Below are 15702 nucleotides of genomic sequence, written 5' to 3' on the forward strand. Positions count from 1 at the left end.
TGATTTGCTCCTTAAATCCAGGCATGGCGGGCAGGATGGGTACCATTCAGGTAATAGTCACCAATCGCATGGAATTTCCAACGCACAGGATCGTGTAGGGTATGCACACGGGCATTGCGCCAGTGCTGATCAAGATTATGTTGGCTCAGGCTGGCACGACTTCCACCAAGTTCGAGTAATTTTTCTGAGATATGCAGGGCAGCATCATTGGCATAGATCTTTGCTTCTGCTACTAAAATAGAAGCGCGCGCGGCTTGCTCGTCAGAAATCTCAGCGATTTGATCAAGTTCATCTAGATATTCGGCAGCATCATCCAGCAATAAAATGGCTGCATCGAGCAGGATATTGAGCTTACCAACTTCTTGTAAGGTGTAATGTTCTTCACTGGCTTTTTCTACACCTGCATCAATAATGGGACGTGCTTTACGAATGCTGGATAAAGTGTCATCAAAAGCTGCTTCGGCGATGCCAACATCAATTGCAACCTGTAAAAGTTGTGAATAAGCACCGCGTACATTTGGGGTGTCGGCAATAATGCGTTCATCAAAAAATAGGGCCGGATCAACGACAACATTGCGTAGTTTTACTGTTCCACTGGCTGTAGTACGTTGACCAAAGCCATTCCAGTCATTAATCACTTCAACGCCCGAAGCATGTCGATCAACGATCGCCAATACGGTATAGTCATCTGGATGTAATGCGCGAATCGCTAACCAATCTGCAAAACTGGTTCCTGTAGAGTAAAATTTTTCCCCGTTTAAAAAGTATTGTCCATTTTCCAACGTTAACGTGGTTTGAATGGCTTTGGTATCTTTGGAGTTTTTTTCAGGCCCACCATTGGCAATGCGTTTGCCTGCCAGAATTTCAGAGTAGATAAACTGCTTTTGAGTCTCTGAACCGGTGATATTTATAAAATTGAGTAGTCCGAATTGGTTTTGTGGAATTTGACCTACATTGGCATCGGCTTTACTCAAAATACGAAACACATGGGCCAAACTCTTGTTGGAGACAAAAGCACCACCATATTGTTTTGGAATACGAATACCGCCTAAACCCTTTTGACTAAACTGATTGATTTGTTCCGTTGGCAAAATACGATTTTGGTCTCGTTTATTTCGTTCTTCTAATGCAAAGTCAGCAACTTGATAGGCAGCATTAATGGTCTGCTGATCATTTAAAATCAGTTGTACTGGAGTTTGGATCACTGATGGATTACTGGACATGTAAACACCTCTAATAGATAAGAGGGACTTTACATAAAAATTACTTTTCAACTAAATTAGAAGTTTTGACTTAGATATCATAATAATTATTAAGCATTTTTTTTGAGAAAAAGCACATAAAAAGTAATATGGAATTTAATGGTAAAGCAAATATTTAACTCTTTAAGACTTTTTCTTAATTCTTAATGTCTATACTTTTATGAAGTAAATGAATATTTTTACCTTAAAAACATATAAATATTTTTAGCCAAAATTTAAAAAAGATAGAGCAAAAACGACATTGTAATCATTCACTTTTACTTCTAAAGTATCAAAAAGCTTATGTTTGATCGAATAGAAAAATAAATTTGGAGTGTTTATGCGGGTTTTATACCAATTTCCTTTATCTCATTATTGTGAAAAAGCTCGCTGGTTGCTAGATCATAAAGAATTGGATTATGTGGCACATAATTTAATTCCGGGTTTTCATCGTGCGTTTACTTATTTGAAGTCTGGGCAAAACTATTTGCCGATGTTGAAGGACGATAAGCAGTGGATTGCAGATTCAACGCAAATCGCTCTGTACCTTGACAGTACATATCCTGAGCATGCCTTACTACGGCGTGATGAACAATTACGTGAACAAGCTATTGAAATAGATGCGCTTGCAAATGAATTGGGTATTCATGTACGTCGATGGTCATTGGCACAAGCACTTTCCACTAGTGACCATCCACTTGAAATTATGATGGGAGAGCAAGGTTATTTGCGTCAATTTGAGAAATTTTCAAAGCCAATTCTTAAAAGTTTGGTGGCTTCAAATTATCAATTAAATCCAGAAAAAGTCGCCCATTCCAAAGTACGTATGACAGAGTTAATTACGGACTTAAATCAGCGTTTGATTGACAATCAAGGGCGTTATCTTGTGGGTGATCGTTTAGGATTGGCAGATATTTCCGTTTGTTCCATGCTTGCGCCATTGTTGGTGATTAAGGGAACACCTTGGGAGTTGGAAAATGATGGCGTTGATCAATTTAGTGGAGAGTTAAAAGAATATTATGACTATTTGTTAGATCTTCCGATTGGACAATATGTACAACGCATTTACTCAACTGAACGTAATGCCCGTGTGGATTGGCGCGGTCTTTAACTTATTTTACAATTCAAATCTAATGATTAGGCTGGATATTAAATGTTCGGTTTAATTCATTAGATTAATGATCAGAGGATGTACATATCTAATCAGGTCGAAATTTATCAAATTAATAAAAGAAGTAAGACAATCGGCTAATCAATAAAACACAATTGTATATATAATAATTCATACCGTACGAGTCGGTTTTAAGCTGTGATCCAGCTAAAAACATAAAAATAGAGGGAATACCATGAAAACATTGCAATTTATAGCAGATTGCCCTAAACATGGGTTAATTGATCATCCGCCTAATGAATGCTATATCACGCAAGAATATGTGGCTGCATTGTTATATAAACAATTAGAACAATACGGTTTTGATGCCCAACATATGCGCCATGAACATGAAAAAATCGAAGTTCGTATCGACAATCATCAGCTGCCACTTTCTATTCTGTGTTCGCAACAAGATTCGGAAGGACATATTTTGTGTGAGATCACGGCAAATCCTCAGCAAGAGTTAGCTTGGTTTGAAAAGATCGAAACACAAAGCATTATCCGTCAATTGGCCCAAGCTGTTGAAAATAGTTTAAAAGCTGAACATAGTTTTTCTAAATTTGTATGGAAAAGCTAAGTTAGTTTTCAACATGCCATCTTAAATGAAGTGATTTAACATCATGACCGTTTCGGTGTATGGTGTATATTTGTTTAAACACTTTATTTGAGAGTATAGGTGCATGATACAGGTCGATTTTTCTAAATTATCTCCCCAAATGGTTTGGCGACATTTTGAGACTTTGTGCACGATTCCTCGACCATCAAAACATGAACAACAATTACGACAGCATCTCAAAGATTGGGCGGAACAGCGCAACCTAGAAACCTATGTCGATGATATTGGTAATCTGATTATTCGAAAAGCTGCCACAGCTGGTAAAGAACAAGTTGCAGGTGTGATTTTGCAAGGGCATCTGGATATGGTGACTCAGGCAAATCGTGGTACGCAACATGACTTTTTTAAAGATCCGATTCGACCTGTATTAAAAGATGGCTGGTTGATTGCTGAAAATACCACGTTGGGTGCCGATAATGGTATCGGAGTAGCACTTGCACTTGCTGTATTAGAATCAAATGATATCGCACATGGCCCAATTGAAGTATTACTTACTATTGATGAAGAAGCAGGAATGAGCGGTGCTCGTTTACTTAAGTCGGGTGTTTTAACAGGGCAATGGTTATTTAATATTGATACCGAAGAATGGGGCGAACTCTATCTTGGTTGTGCTGGGAGTATTGATATTGAAGTACAACAGCCTATCCAATATCAAACAGCACCTAGTGATTTAATTTATGTAGATTTGTTGGTGTCAGGCTTAAAAGGCGGTCACTCAGGTGTTGATATTCATCTTGGTCGTGGTAATGCCAACGTGATTTTAGCCAATTTCCTCAATGAATATTTATCGCAGTCAAATGGCAGACTGGTTGAATTTGTCGGTGGAACAGCGCGCAATGCCATCCCACGTGAAGCGGTAGCAACCATTGCAATTAAAACAGAGCAATTAACTGAGTTAGAAAATGCCGTTGCAGCTGTACAAAAAGAATGGCAAATAAAATTACAGGGCATTGATGATCAGTTACAAATCACCGTACAAGAAAATGTTAATCAGATAAATGAAGTTATTATCTTGCAACAGCAAAAAGCATGGTTACAAGCATTGGCAACGTGTCCATACGGCATTTCGCAATGGAGTAGTGCTTTAACTGATGTGGTTGAAACCTCAAATAATATCGGTGTGGTCAAATTGACTAAAGATGAGGCGAAGACTTTAATTATGGTTCGTTCTATGGTGAACCAAGAAGCACTAACATTTGCCCAGAATATCCAACAGCACTTTGCCAATTTTGAAATTCAGTCTGAGTTAACGCCGTTGGTGTCGGGTTGGACACCAAATCCAGATTCAGCTGCATTGAAATGCTTACAACAGGCTTATCAGAGCGCATTTGAAATTGAACCGAACTTAAAAGTGATTCATGCGGGCTTAGAGTGCGGCATTATTGCGGAACATTATCCAGATTTGCAGATGGTGTCTTTTGGCCCAGATATTCAAGGGGCACATGCGCCGGGTGAGCGGGTTAAAGTCGATACTGTAGAGAAATGCTGGAAGTTGTTGGTGACGGCTCTGGAATCTGTAAAATAAATTTTCATAGTAAAGAAGCTCATGATTGAGCTTCTTTCATCTGCTCGGCATTTATCATTTAATTTATAGGTGTTGTGATGATTCCGTAAGCATTGAAAATATCACGCCCTCCTTTGTTAGTTCTATACTATTTATTTCGAAGTTACCTATTTTGTATACTTCCAAAGTTTTGTTGAAAAGAAAATCTAACTTTTGAAAACTAGTTGAAGTAATAGAATTGCACGGTAATCCCCCTAAAAATAAAAACCTATTCTAGTGTAAGATAAATTGAATGCGAAAGGCTTTTGCTGCTTCACGCCAGCAACGAAATACCACCAATGACAGCGACCGGGTCAAAAAGTATTTGGCCCGGTTTGGCTTGAGTTGGGGTGATTTTTAATAATCATTCTGCGGAATTTAAATATTTTGTGCTATATTTAAGTTCATATATGAACTTTTAAGCTACGTAAAGTGTCAGAAATAAACCATAAAAATAAGTTTTATCCACTTGATGGGCAATTATTTACCCAGCAGTTGGCTACATTGATCAAGCAAAAAAGACTTGAGAAACGGCTACGTCAAAGTGATTTAGCTAAAGCAATTTCTACTTCACTATCAACAGTTAAGCGTATTGAAAAAGGCGACCTTTCAGTCGAATTTGGTGTAGTTGTAAAAGCACTATGGTATTTGAATATTTTAACTGATTTACAAAAAAATCTTCCAGCAATACAAAATAAAGAAAGCCAAAAAAGCCGAGTTCGTTTGGAACGAATAGATGAGGATGATTTTTAATGAAACAAACGATCTATTTATATATTCAGCTTCCTGATCAAACTGACTTTGTGACCCTTGGGCGTTTAACCGTTGAAAATGGTGTTGGGCAATTTGTTTATGCGCCGAGTTATCCGACAACTTGGGTGCTAGATGAGGTTCATTATCCTTGGCGAAAAGAACCTTATACGATCACTACCAATAATGGTATCCCAAATTTTGTCATGGATATTATGCCTGATGCGTGGGGGAAAGTAATTCTCAAACGAATTTATGCAAGAGAAAAAGATACACCTTGGTCGGACTTAGATTTTTTGATCAAAGCAAAAAATGCAGACCGTTTTGGGAATTTGTGTGTGGGTGAGATTAAAACAGTCACTCAAAAAGCAACTTTAGAAAATTTCCAGCACTTAGTTAAATTATCAGATTTTCTTGATTTTAGTGTTGCCATGCGAAAAGGCGAGGCGATTACACGAATCCAGTTGGCCATGGCGCAAACGACTTCATTAGGAGGGGCTAGACCTAAAATTACTTTGGTTGATCAAGATAAGTTGTATCTCGCTAAACCAAAAGATCGGGATGATTTGATTAATGTGCCGCAAGTTGAATTTGCCTGTTTAAGCTTTGCTGAAAAAAAGGGATTGGTTGTTGCTAAACATCAACTTATTCAAGTTTCTCAACAGAGTGAACAGAAAGATGTATTACTGTTAGAACGTTTTGACCGTATTTATGATTTACAAAGTCAAAAATTTAAACGCTTACCGATGTTAAGTGGTTTAACGTTACTGGATGCAGAATGGAATAGCACTAATCATCAACGCTGGTCATATCCACTTATGGCAAATGAAATGTATCGAAAAGGGATGTCACAACAGGATATACATGAATTATTTCGGCGGATGATTTTTAATATTTTGATTGGAAACGATGATGATCATCCTAAGAACCATGCTTTTATGTATCTAAATGGTCGTTGGCGAATTGCTCCATTGTTCGATATTGTGCCAAATCAGGAATATAAACCCCAAGGATTGAGTATGCAGATCGGTATTTATGGTACTCAAATGGGGCGAGAAAATGTATTAAGTATGGCAAATCAGTTCTTATTGAGTCCCGATCAAGCACAAATGATTTTAGATGAGATGATTGGGTGGGAAGCTGAGTTGATTCAGTATTATCGCGCTCAACTCGCACCCCATGATGCAGAAATTGTCATTTCTGCTATGGGCGTGAGTTATTTAAAAACTTAGATGTTATTTCGATTGTGGATCATCTTTTTTACGCTGCGATTGGCTAGATAAAAACTCCAAGTTCCAAAGTTTTTCAGCATGTCGACCAATCCACCAAAATGAAGCCGCCAATATGATAAAGAAGATTGCTTTATGCATACCAACCCAAAAGAACTCAAAATACTTGGTGTAGAGGTTAATAAATAAGAAGGTGATACCAAAACCACGTGAGGTGGCATCATCATGTTTTAAGCCATAGACAATTGCTATGATGGCAATAAATGCGAAGAGAATACCCCAATGCAACAGCTCATATTGTTTAACGTTATACCAGCTACCCAAGTCACCATAATTGCCAAAGATCGAGAGAATCCATAAAGCAATAAACAGATAAAGTAGTCCCATGACATAAGTTGAATGGGCGAAATCTCTAAAATGCGCATAACGTTTAAATATCAGGCTTAAGCCAATCAAGGCACCGCCAAAAAAGACAAAGCGTAAAGGAAAGTTCATGCCTAGGTAATAGGCACCCCAACCCGACATATAGCCTGTTTCTGTCCCAAACCATGAGCCGAGTGAAAGTAGAGAGAACACCCAGATCAGTTTAGAAGGAAACCAGAAGGCAAGTGCGGCATAAATAATGGTAGAGAGTAGGAATAACAAAGAGAAATGCCCACTACCAGTATCAATCGCTTGACCGAAATAGGCGACAGACGCTGCGGTAGAAAGCACGCCTGCGAAAATAATCGCTTCATTGCTAAATTGATGTAAGGGTTTGGTTTTACGTCGAAGATAGGCAAAGCTATAAAAGGCCGCCGCAACTGTAGCAAAAATCAGACAAGGAATGATTTTGGAATCGATAAAGATTTTTTCAATTAACTTCATTAAGTAATCATCAAGTGTGATGGCAGCTATTGCAATCACTGTGCAAATCATTGAAATCCAGAACGAATATTTTGCGAGTCGTTCCCAGTCAAAAGACCGAATCGAAAAACTCTGATTTAATTTATTGGCCACATCAGGCGTAATCGTGCCTTGTTGTTGCCAGTGCTCAATAGTTTGCTTTAAAAAAAGTCCCTGTTTTTTATTTAATTTCATTATTAAAGAACCTAAATGCCTGTACATCTATACTGATATAACAGACATTGGGTTCAAAACACGTATATTTTTCTTAGTAATTTGTTGTTAAGTCTACAGTTTTAAAAAACGACTAATGACTTGACGCAACTGTTTTAGATAACCTGTAAAGAAATGATTGGCACCCGGCAGAATCGTGATGGGATGTTTTTGCGGTTTTGCCCAAGCGATCATGTCTGAAAGGAGGGTAATATCATCTTGCTCGCCGTGAACAAATAAAATATCACCATCAATTGCAGGGGTTTGGTAATGACGTAAACCCACCACAGAACCTGTTGGTAAGCCGCAGAGCACTAATTGTTTTGGACGTAAGTCTTCACTGAGTTGTGCTTGGCATTTGGCCAATACATGAGAACCGAAACTAAAGCCACCGGCATAAAAAGTTAAACCAGCATGTTTTGCACGGGCATATTCAATCACAGCCATAATATCATCAGTTTCGCCGTGACCTTGATCATGTGTACCTTCGCTACCCTGTAAACCACGGAAGCTAGGACGATAAACCACACATCCCATTTCATTAAAAATCTGAGCCAATAGGACAGGGACTTTATGATGAGGTGTTCCACCTTGTAAAGGATGTGGGTGGCAAACAACAGCAAAACCTGTGATTTCACCTTGGGGTTGATCTACAAACATTTCAATTTGACCAACAGGACCTTGGATGAATACTTGCTCAGACATAAGATACGCAATGGATAATGGAAGAATCCGCTATTTTACCGATAATGAAGAATGAAAACACGAATTGGCATTAAAAATTATCAACTGTTATAGTTTCACCAAGTTAAATTTATTTTTGATTGATTATGCTTGCTTTAATTTCTCCAGCGAAAACACTTGATTACACAACAGCTCTGCCTACAGATACATATACACAGCCACGTTTATTAGAACAATCACAGCAACTGATTGATGTATGTCGCAAGCTTTCTGCAAGTGAAATCGCATCTTTGATGACGGTTAGTGAGAAAATTGCCAATTTAAATGTAGAGCGTTTTCGCGACTGGAATGCAGATTTTGATTTTTCCAATGCGCGTCAAGCCTTGTTTGCATTTAAAGGTGATGTGTACACCGGTTTAGATGCTTATCACCTAAAAGACCAAGATATCAACTTCGCCCAACAGCATTTGCGTATGTTGTCTGGTCTTTATGGTTTATTACGTCCATTGGATTTGATGATGCCGTACCGTTTGGAAATGGGCACTAAATTAAAGAATAGCCGTGGTCATAATCTATATGAATTCTGGGGCAATATTATCACCGATCAAATTAACCAAGATTTAGCTGAAATTGATGCAAAAGTATTGGTAAATTTAGCTTCTGACGAATATTATAAATCTGTGAATGAAAAGAAAATTAAGGCAGAAATTGTTAAGCCTGTATTCTTGGATCAGAAGAATGGGAAATATAAAGTCATTAGTTTCTATGCGAAAAAAGCGCGTGGTCTAATGGCAAGGTACTTGATTGAAAATAAATTAAACCAAGTAGGACAATTAAAAGCATTTGATAGTGAAGGGTATTACTTTGATGCTGAAAGTTCATCGAATAAAGAGTTGGTCTTTAAGCGAGATGAACAGCACGCAGCTTAGTTTTGCCTTGGGCAGGGTGGGATGTTAACCAAAGAATATTTATTAAAACATGCGATATCGTCTGATCAAGTTTGTGTCAAAGGACACCTGACAGAACCTCGTAGCTATGGAGTATATGCATTGCCTTTAGATCGCGATGGTACTCGACGATTCAGATTTGGTAATCATCCTATGCGCCAACAGGAACTGAAACACGAGTTTGGTTCCTGTACCTTATATCAGCTTTTTCTAGAACGTAAAGATGCTGAATCATTGGCAAAATGGCTGAATAAAGAAATCCAATGAGGATGAGCAATGCAGCAATATTTAACCTTATTAGAAAAATCATGGTTTGAACTGCATCAGTATTATCATTTTTCTGAACCACAGAAAGTTTTTAATAAGTTAATTGCTGCCTATAGTGAAAAGCAGCGGGCTTATCATACTGTTCAGCATTTGTATGAATGTTTGGTTTTGTTTGAATCGATTCGACCAGATTTAAATGATGAGAATGCAGTTGAGTTAGCACTCTGGTTTCATGATGTGGTCTATGATCCGCAAGCAAAGGATAATGAATTGAAAAGTGCTGAGCTGCTTGAATATTATTTGGCTCAAGATTTATCAGTTGATATTGTTCAAAAGATAAAACGATGGATTATTGCGACGCAAAAGCATGAAGCAACGGATGAGCTAGATTTGCAATTTTTACTGGATATTGATTTGGCGATTCTAGCTGCTTCACCAGAGCGTTTTGATGAATACGAACAGCAGATTCAGCAAGAATTTGCTTGGGTAGATCCAGATATCTATTCTATTAAAAGAAAACAAGTCCTAGCACATTTCTATCAGACAGAACCGCTGTATCAAACTGAATATTTTCAACAGAATTTTGAGCAAAGGGCGAAGCAAAATTTAAAGCGAATATTAAACATTTAGAATTGAGAGAATCATGGATCAGCTAATTCAAACATTGAAACAGCTAGCGAAACAGCATCCGTTAGAAAAATGTTTTCGATGGGAGTTGCCAGAAAGTAATCCATTACCAGTTCCGTTGGATCTGGCCTCTATATTTGAGCGAAATATTTATCTAAAACATAACTTCTATGATTTGTTGAGTTCAGGTGATTTAGCTGGTCGATATTGGTTGATTCAAGAGTGGGGTGGTATTCGCTCCTTTAAGAAAAATGATAAAAATGATCTCTTATTACATAAATTTGAAAGCGAGCTTAAAAAGGGTGCTTTAACTAGATCAACTTTTTCGGTTATCTCATCTTTATCGAAAGTAGCTTCTTTCGTAGATCATCAAACATATGCCATTTATGATTCTAGAGTCATTTATTCTTTGAATTGGTTGCTATTTAAACATACAGAGCTAAGAGAGTTTTATCCCCAGCCGATCGGAAGAAATGCTGATATAAATCAGTATGAACTCAATACAATTTTTAATTTAGTAGATGGTAATGTGGTTTATAAATCACATCGGATTGCCTATCATGATTATTGTCAATTAATGAAAAAATTATCGATAGAAGTTTATGCTAAGAGTGAGCCATATTGGGCTGAAATGCTTTTATTTATTCTTGCACCAGAATATATTGTAGAAGATATAAAACGCTCATTATCTATTTCATTGGAATGTTAGAGAAATATTGGTTTTTTAGGTAGAAAAAAGGGAGCTAAAAAGCTCCCTTTAGTATTTTTTACTTAAAGAAATACCCAGTCTCAGGTGAGCTCGCATTGGCCATACGTTTACGCGGCATACGACCCGCTAAAAATGCTTCACGACCTGCTTCAACGGCTTTCTTCATCGCTGAAGCCATTAAAATTGGATTTTGCGCAGCCGCAATCGCTGTATTCATTAATACGCCGTCGCAACCTAGTTCCATGGCAATCGCAGCATCACTCGCAGTACCAACACCTGCATCCACTAAAACAGGGACTTTGGCATTTTCTTTGATGATGGAAATGGTGTGTGGATTGAGAATACCGAGACCAGAACCAATTAAGCTACCCAAAGGCATGATCGCAACACAGCCCATGCTTTCAAGCTCTTGCGCGACAATCGGATCATCCGAGGTGTAAACCATGATTTCAAAACCATCATCGATCAAGGTTTGCGCTGCTTTAAGTGTTGCGGTCACATTCGGATATAGGGTTTTTTCATCACCAAGGACTTCTAACTTCACTAGATTGTGACCATCAAGCAGTTCACGAGCCAGCATACAGGTACGAATCGCGCTATCTGCATCAAAACAGCCAGCTGTATTTGGCAAAATCGTATATTTCTCAGGTGGAATCACTGAAAGCAGATTCGGCTGATCGGCATGTTGCCCGATATTCACTCGACGAATCGCTACGGTAACAATTTCTGCACCACTTGCTTGAATGGCTAAATCGGTTTCATTTAAATCTTTATATTTACCAGTTCCGACCAATAAACGAGATTGGAAGGTACGTGAACCAATAATTAAAGGGGAATCTTGCATGGGCTTACTCCATTTTTAGCCGATTAGCCGCCACCAACAGCTTGAATAATTTCAATACGATCTTCAGGAGCAATTGCAGTTTGCTCAAGTCTACTTTTCGGAATAATCTGTTGGTTCTTTTCTACAGCAAAACGCTTGCCTTCTAGGGCTAGGTCTTGAATGAGTTGCTGTAAATTTTCACATGACGTGTCTGTGGACTCGCCATTTAGATAGATGTGCATGATAAATCCTTATTTCGTATGCTTGATTGCTTGCCACGCAATTAACAGCCAGCTTGCAATCATAAAGGCACCCCCAATCGGCGTAATCGCACCTAATATTCTAGGTAAGCCGAGCGCCATAATGTACAACGAACCACAGAAAAAGAGGATGCCAATTTGCATCAAAATAAACGGAATTTTTATAGGAAAACTTGGTGTAGTTTTATTTAGTACACTCAGAATTAATAAGCCGAGGGCGTGATAGAAAAAATATTGGGTTGCTGTACCCCACCAAACGAGTTGCTCAGGTGATGCAAAAGATTTGAGTCCGTGTGCGCCAAACGCTCCGAGCATAACTGCAAGGGCAAGATTGATTGCAGAGATCGCTATCCACATAATGAAAATGGAACTAGAAATTTGATAAGCAACGTTAACATATTCGGGTGTTTAAACAAAGCCAGATACAACAAAAGGGCATGAAAGCCCTTGTGTTTGATTTAATCTTAACTCGCAGACATGGCGGTTTTGATTTTTTCCATTGCATTTTTTTCAAGTTGGCGAATACGTTCAGCAGAAACATTATATTCAGCAGCAAGTTCATGCAATGTAGATTTATCATCGTCTAACCAGCGACGCTGTAAAATATTACGAGAGCGATCATCTAATTGGTCCATCGCTTGATGTAATGCGGCCGTACTTTGTGCTTCATAATCTTCTTCTTCAGCTAGGCGTGCTGGATCGTAACGATTATCTTCTAAGTAAAGGGCTGGCGCAGTATGAGGTGTGTCATCGTCATCATCGCCTTGTGCTTCGAAAGCAGCATCATAGGCGGTCAATCGACCTTCCATTTCAAGTACTTGTTCTGCCGTGACGTTTAAATCATTCGCGATTGCTTGCGCTTCTTCTAAAGTCAGGCGTTTACTTGATTTCTTCAAACTACGTAAATTAAAGAACAATTTACGTTGTGCTTTGGTCGTCGCAATTTTGACAATACGCCAGTTACGAATGACATATTCGTGAATTTCGGCTTTAATCCAATGTACAGCAAATGAAACAAGGCGCACGCCCATATTGGGATCGAAGCGCTTAACTGCCTTCATGAGGCCTAGGTTGCCTTCTTGAATGAGATCACCTTGTGGTAATCCATAACCTGCATAACTTCTTGCAATATGTACAACAAAGCGTAGATGAGACATCACCAATAATTTGGCGGCATCAAGATCTTGGTCATAATAATAACGTTCAGCAAGTTCTTTTTCTTGCTCGGCCGTTAAAATTGGAATTTGATTGACAGTGCTGATATATGCACCGAGGTTTACACCAGGCGCAGACAATGACAGGGGCATCAATTGATTGCTGCTGTCAGTAGTCATGGAGTCTCCTTATAGGATGATATTTGAGTCAACAATTTCATCTTAATGCGAATGTTCTTCATCACTAAGGAAATTTGAGTATAGAAATGTAAATTTATCTTTACGAGTAACCAAGAGTTTAACAAAGAATAGCAGTTCCACAAGACCTAGATGGATTCAATCAGATAGTGAAACTCATTTTCTGAGATTTTTTTTGTCTGGCATTGCAGATTCTGAATTTGGCAATATCGTGTTACATCAATTTCACTATGTGGATCAGAAGACTTTAACAGGTAGGTTTTTTTACCTGTTGCTTTTTTTAGTGCTCGTTTCAACATAAGTAATGGCATCGGGCAAGGTTGCCCTAAGGCGTCGATAACTTCAGCTGAATGAGTAGGTGAGATAGTCATAAAGGTTGGATATAGCTTATATCAGAATTTATCTCATTTGATTTTATATACGTAAAGGAAGTTCAACAAGTTATTTTTGGAGAACCGTGTTTCTGTAAAATAAACTAAATGATGAGTATAAACAGATAGAAGCATGGGAAATAACTTAAAATAAGTCTATTAATTGTCATAAACCCATGTTAAGCTCGATGCGTTTTAGGAAGTGTTTCATTTCGTTTTATCGTAAAAAACCCTATAACAAATGGATGTAACCGGAAATTGTTGATAGTTTTACAGAATGATTACAAGCTTTAAAATTATAAGATTTTAAAACCTTGTTGGCTCTGCTGTTTGCAACACCGGAAGGTCCTTATCTTTCAATATCTGAGGATTGACTTATGACAGCTCGTGAACAAGGCGTAGTAAAGTGGTTTAATGACACTAAAGGCTTTGGTTTTATTCAACGCAATGGCGGTGATGACGTTTTCGTTCATTTCCGTGCAATTGTTGGTGATGGTCACCGTTCTTTACGTGACGGCCAACGTGTAGAATTCAGCGTAGTTCAAGGACAAAAAGGTTTCCAAGCTGAAAACGTTCAGCCGTTAGACTAATTTGTTGCTTTAACGCGATATAAAAACGCTCCAATGTTATTTGGGGCGTTTTTGTTTATAATAACGACTTTATTTTGGTCATTGATGGTTTGAGAGCATATATGACGTCTGGTTTTGAAACCTTAAAATTACATCCGCAGTTGAAAAAGGCGATTGATGCTTTGGGTTTTACTCAAATGACTCCAATTCAGCAAAAGGTTTTAAAATATACGCTAGCAGGGCATGATGCGATTGGTCGCGCACAAACAGGGACTGGTAAAACGGCTGCTTTTCTGATTAGTGTGATCAATGATTTGTTAAATAATCCGATTCAAGAACAACGCTTTCGTGGTGAGCCACGTGCTCTAATCTTGGCGCCTACTCGTGAGTTGGCTTTACAAATTGAAAGTGATGCAAAGTCGCTGACAAAGTTTTCTAACTTGCACCTTGTAACGTTGTTGGGTGGGGTTGACTTCGATAAACAGAAGAAAATGTTAGATCGAAACTTTGTTGATATTATTGTTGCGACCCCTGGACGCTTAATTGATTTTGTTGAGCAGAAAGAAGTGTGGCTGGATCGCATCGAGTTTTTAGTTATTGATGAAGCTGATCGATTATTGGATATGGGCTTTATTCCTTCGGTCAAGCGTATTGTCCGTTATTCTCCATCCAAAGAGCAACGTCAAACTTTAATTTTTTCTGCAACATTTAGCTATGATGTGCTGAATTTAGCTCGTCAATGGTTGTTTGAGCCTGTTACTGTTGAAATTGAACCTGAGCAAAAAACGAATGTTGACGTTGAACAGCGTGTATATGTTGTTGCAAAAGAAGACAAGTATAAATTGTTGCAGGATATTCTACGCGATGAGCCGATTGATAAAGTCATGATTTTTGCGAATCGTCGAGATCAGGTTCGTCGTTTATATGATCATTTGAAACGTGATGGTTACAAAGTTGGAATGTTATCTGGTGAAATTGCACAAGATAAGCGTTTGAAAATGCTGGATCAATTTAAGCAAGGCAAACACAACATCATGATTGCAACAGATGTAGCTGGACGTGGTATTCATGTTGATGGTGTCTCACATGTTGTGAATTTTACGCTGCCAGAACAATCTGATGATTATGTGCATCGTATTGGACGTACAGGTCGTGCAGGAGCTCAAGGGGTGAGCATTAGTTTCCTGTCTGAAGACGATGCGTTTTACTTACCTGAAATTGAAAAAGCAATTGGTAAAAAATTACCGCTTACACGCCTTGAAGGATACTGTTAAGGATTGAATTGGTTCTTTTTAGTATTTGATGTCTAAGCATGAAATAATTAGAGGCTAAATCATTATTGGATTTAGCCTTTTTTATTGTTAAATGTGTTGTGATACGCAAATTACACAAAAGATTCAGGTTTTTTTTTCAAATCCTGTGATTAGTTGCTGAATTGAAATAAATCAACATGTAGAATATGG

Annotated in this window: 19 protein-coding genes; 11 read left to right on the forward strand and 8 right to left on the reverse strand. The window is 38.2% G+C overall.

The genetic code is table 11. From position 1 onward, the window contains the following. Positions 1 to 11 precede the first annotated feature (11 nt). Positions 12 to 1223: an SfnB family sulfur acquisition oxidoreductase gene (locus F927_RS00115; protein ID WP_005080405.1), complete on the reverse strand. Its 1212-nt coding sequence runs from the start codon at positions 1221 to 1223 to the stop codon at positions 12 to 14. 358 nt (positions 1224 to 1581) lie between these two features. On the opposite strand from F927_RS00115, the gene F927_RS00120 reads away from it, so the two are divergent. The 5 genes from F927_RS00120 to F927_RS00140 all read left to right on the forward strand — a co-directional run bounded on the left by F927_RS00120 (position 1582) and on the right by F927_RS00140 (position 6535). Beyond that, entirely contained in the window at positions 1582 to 2352 is a 771-nt protein-coding gene (locus F927_RS00120) for a glutathione S-transferase family protein (RefSeq protein ID WP_004639345.1), read from the forward strand. Between the two features lie 235 nt (positions 2353 to 2587). Continuing rightward, the gene (locus F927_RS00125) at positions 2588 to 2971 is read left to right on the forward strand and encodes a hypothetical protein (RefSeq protein WP_005080406.1); all 384 of its coding nucleotides are present in this window, start codon (positions 2588 to 2590) and stop codon (positions 2969 to 2971) included. A gap of 103 nt (positions 2972 to 3074) precedes the next feature. After that, positions 3075 to 4535, forward strand: a complete 1461-nt coding sequence (locus F927_RS00130; protein WP_005080408.1) for an aminoacyl-histidine dipeptidase — start codon at positions 3075 to 3077, stop codon at positions 4533 to 4535. Positions 4536 to 4985: 450 nt separating this feature from the next. Further along, the gene (locus tag F927_RS00135) at positions 4986 to 5306 is read left to right on the forward strand and encodes a helix-turn-helix domain-containing protein (protein WP_005080409.1); all 321 of its coding nucleotides are present in this window, start codon (positions 4986 to 4988) and stop codon (positions 5304 to 5306) included. Next, complete coding sequence (locus F927_RS00140) at positions 5306 to 6535, forward strand: type II toxin-antitoxin system HipA family toxin (RefSeq protein ID WP_005080411.1); 1230 nt, start codon at positions 5306 to 5308, stop codon at positions 6533 to 6535. The genes F927_RS00135 and F927_RS00140 overlap by 1 nt, the downstream gene beginning before the upstream one ends. Positions 6536 to 6538: 3 nt before the next feature. Here F927_RS00140 and F927_RS00145 read toward each other — a convergent pair whose 3' ends face one another. Next, on the reverse strand, positions 6539 to 7612 hold the full coding sequence (locus F927_RS00145; RefSeq protein ID WP_005080412.1) for a hypothetical protein: 1074 nt from the start codon (positions 7610 to 7612) through the stop codon (positions 6539 to 6541). A 93-nt stretch (positions 7613 to 7705) separates the two neighbouring features. Beyond that, entirely contained in the window at positions 7706 to 8335 is a 630-nt protein-coding gene (locus tag F927_RS00150) for an alpha/beta hydrolase (RefSeq protein WP_005080415.1), read from the reverse strand. 125 nt (positions 8336 to 8460) lie between these two features. On the opposite strand from F927_RS00150, the gene yaaA reads away from it, so the two are divergent. Genes yaaA through F927_RS00170 form a run of 4 tightly spaced genes read left to right on the forward strand, consistent with a single transcriptional unit; the run spans position 8461 to position 10864 of the window. After that, positions 8461 to 9243 (forward strand): peroxide stress protein YaaA, encoded by a 783-nt coding sequence (gene yaaA / locus F927_RS00155; protein ID WP_005080417.1) that lies wholly within the window; start codon positions 8461 to 8463, stop codon positions 9241 to 9243. A gap of 21 nt (positions 9244 to 9264) precedes the next feature. Continuing rightward, the gene (locus F927_RS00160) at positions 9265 to 9528 is read left to right on the forward strand and encodes a hypothetical protein (RefSeq protein ID WP_004639332.1); all 264 of its coding nucleotides are present in this window, start codon (positions 9265 to 9267) and stop codon (positions 9526 to 9528) included. 9 nt (positions 9529 to 9537) lie between these two features. Further along, positions 9538 to 10158, forward strand: coding sequence for an HD domain-containing protein (locus tag F927_RS00165; RefSeq protein ID WP_005080419.1), 621 nt, complete (start codon positions 9538 to 9540; stop codon positions 10156 to 10158). A 13-nt stretch (positions 10159 to 10171) separates the two neighbouring features. Next, positions 10172 to 10864 carry a hypothetical protein gene (locus F927_RS00170; RefSeq protein ID WP_005080423.1) on the forward strand — a complete coding sequence of 231 codons (693 nt, stop codon included), beginning with the start codon at positions 10172 to 10174 and terminating at the stop codon, positions 10862 to 10864. Between the two features lie 58 nt (positions 10865 to 10922). Here the strand turns inward: F927_RS00170 and F927_RS00175 are convergent, their stop codons facing one another. From F927_RS00175 to F927_RS00195, 5 genes are all read right to left on the reverse strand, one after another. Then, positions 10923 to 11708, reverse strand: coding sequence for a thiazole synthase (locus tag F927_RS00175; protein WP_004639328.1), 786 nt, complete (start codon positions 11706 to 11708; stop codon positions 10923 to 10925). A gap of 23 nt (positions 11709 to 11731) precedes the next feature. Continuing rightward, positions 11732 to 11929: a sulfur carrier protein ThiS gene (gene thiS / locus F927_RS00180; protein ID WP_005080426.1), complete on the reverse strand. Its 198-nt coding sequence runs from the start codon at positions 11927 to 11929 to the stop codon at positions 11732 to 11734. Positions 11930 to 11938: 9 nt separating this feature from the next. Then, positions 11939 to 12304 (reverse strand): DUF423 domain-containing protein, encoded by a 366-nt coding sequence (locus F927_RS00185; protein WP_005080428.1) that lies wholly within the window; start codon positions 12302 to 12304, stop codon positions 11939 to 11941. Positions 12305 to 12411: 107 nt separating this feature from the next. After that, complete coding sequence (rpoH, locus tag F927_RS00190) at positions 12412 to 13281, reverse strand: RNA polymerase sigma factor RpoH (protein ID WP_004639325.1); 870 nt, start codon at positions 13279 to 13281, stop codon at positions 12412 to 12414. 146 nt (positions 13282 to 13427) lie between these two features. Then, positions 13428 to 13670 (reverse strand): sulfurtransferase TusA family protein, encoded by a 243-nt coding sequence (locus F927_RS00195; RefSeq protein ID WP_004639324.1) that lies wholly within the window; start codon positions 13668 to 13670, stop codon positions 13428 to 13430. Positions 13671 to 14047: 377 nt separating this feature from the next. Here F927_RS00195 and F927_RS00200 point away from each other — a divergent pair, with 377 nt between their 5' ends. Both F927_RS00200 and rhlB read left to right on the forward strand, forming a co-directional pair. Continuing rightward, positions 14048 to 14260: a cold-shock protein gene (locus tag F927_RS00200; RefSeq protein ID WP_000126912.1), complete on the forward strand. Its 213-nt coding sequence runs from the start codon at positions 14048 to 14050 to the stop codon at positions 14258 to 14260. 101 nt (positions 14261 to 14361) lie between these two features. Further along, entirely contained in the window at positions 14362 to 15513 is a 1152-nt protein-coding gene (gene rhlB, locus F927_RS00205; protein ID WP_005080430.1) for an ATP-dependent RNA helicase RhlB, read from the forward strand. Positions 15514 to 15702: the final 189 nt, after the last annotated feature.

It is taken from the genome of Acinetobacter haemolyticus CIP 64.3 = MTCC 9819 (genome assembly GCF_000369065.1).
GTDB classification, from domain to species: domain Bacteria; phylum Pseudomonadota; class Gammaproteobacteria; order Pseudomonadales; family Moraxellaceae; genus Acinetobacter; species Acinetobacter haemolyticus.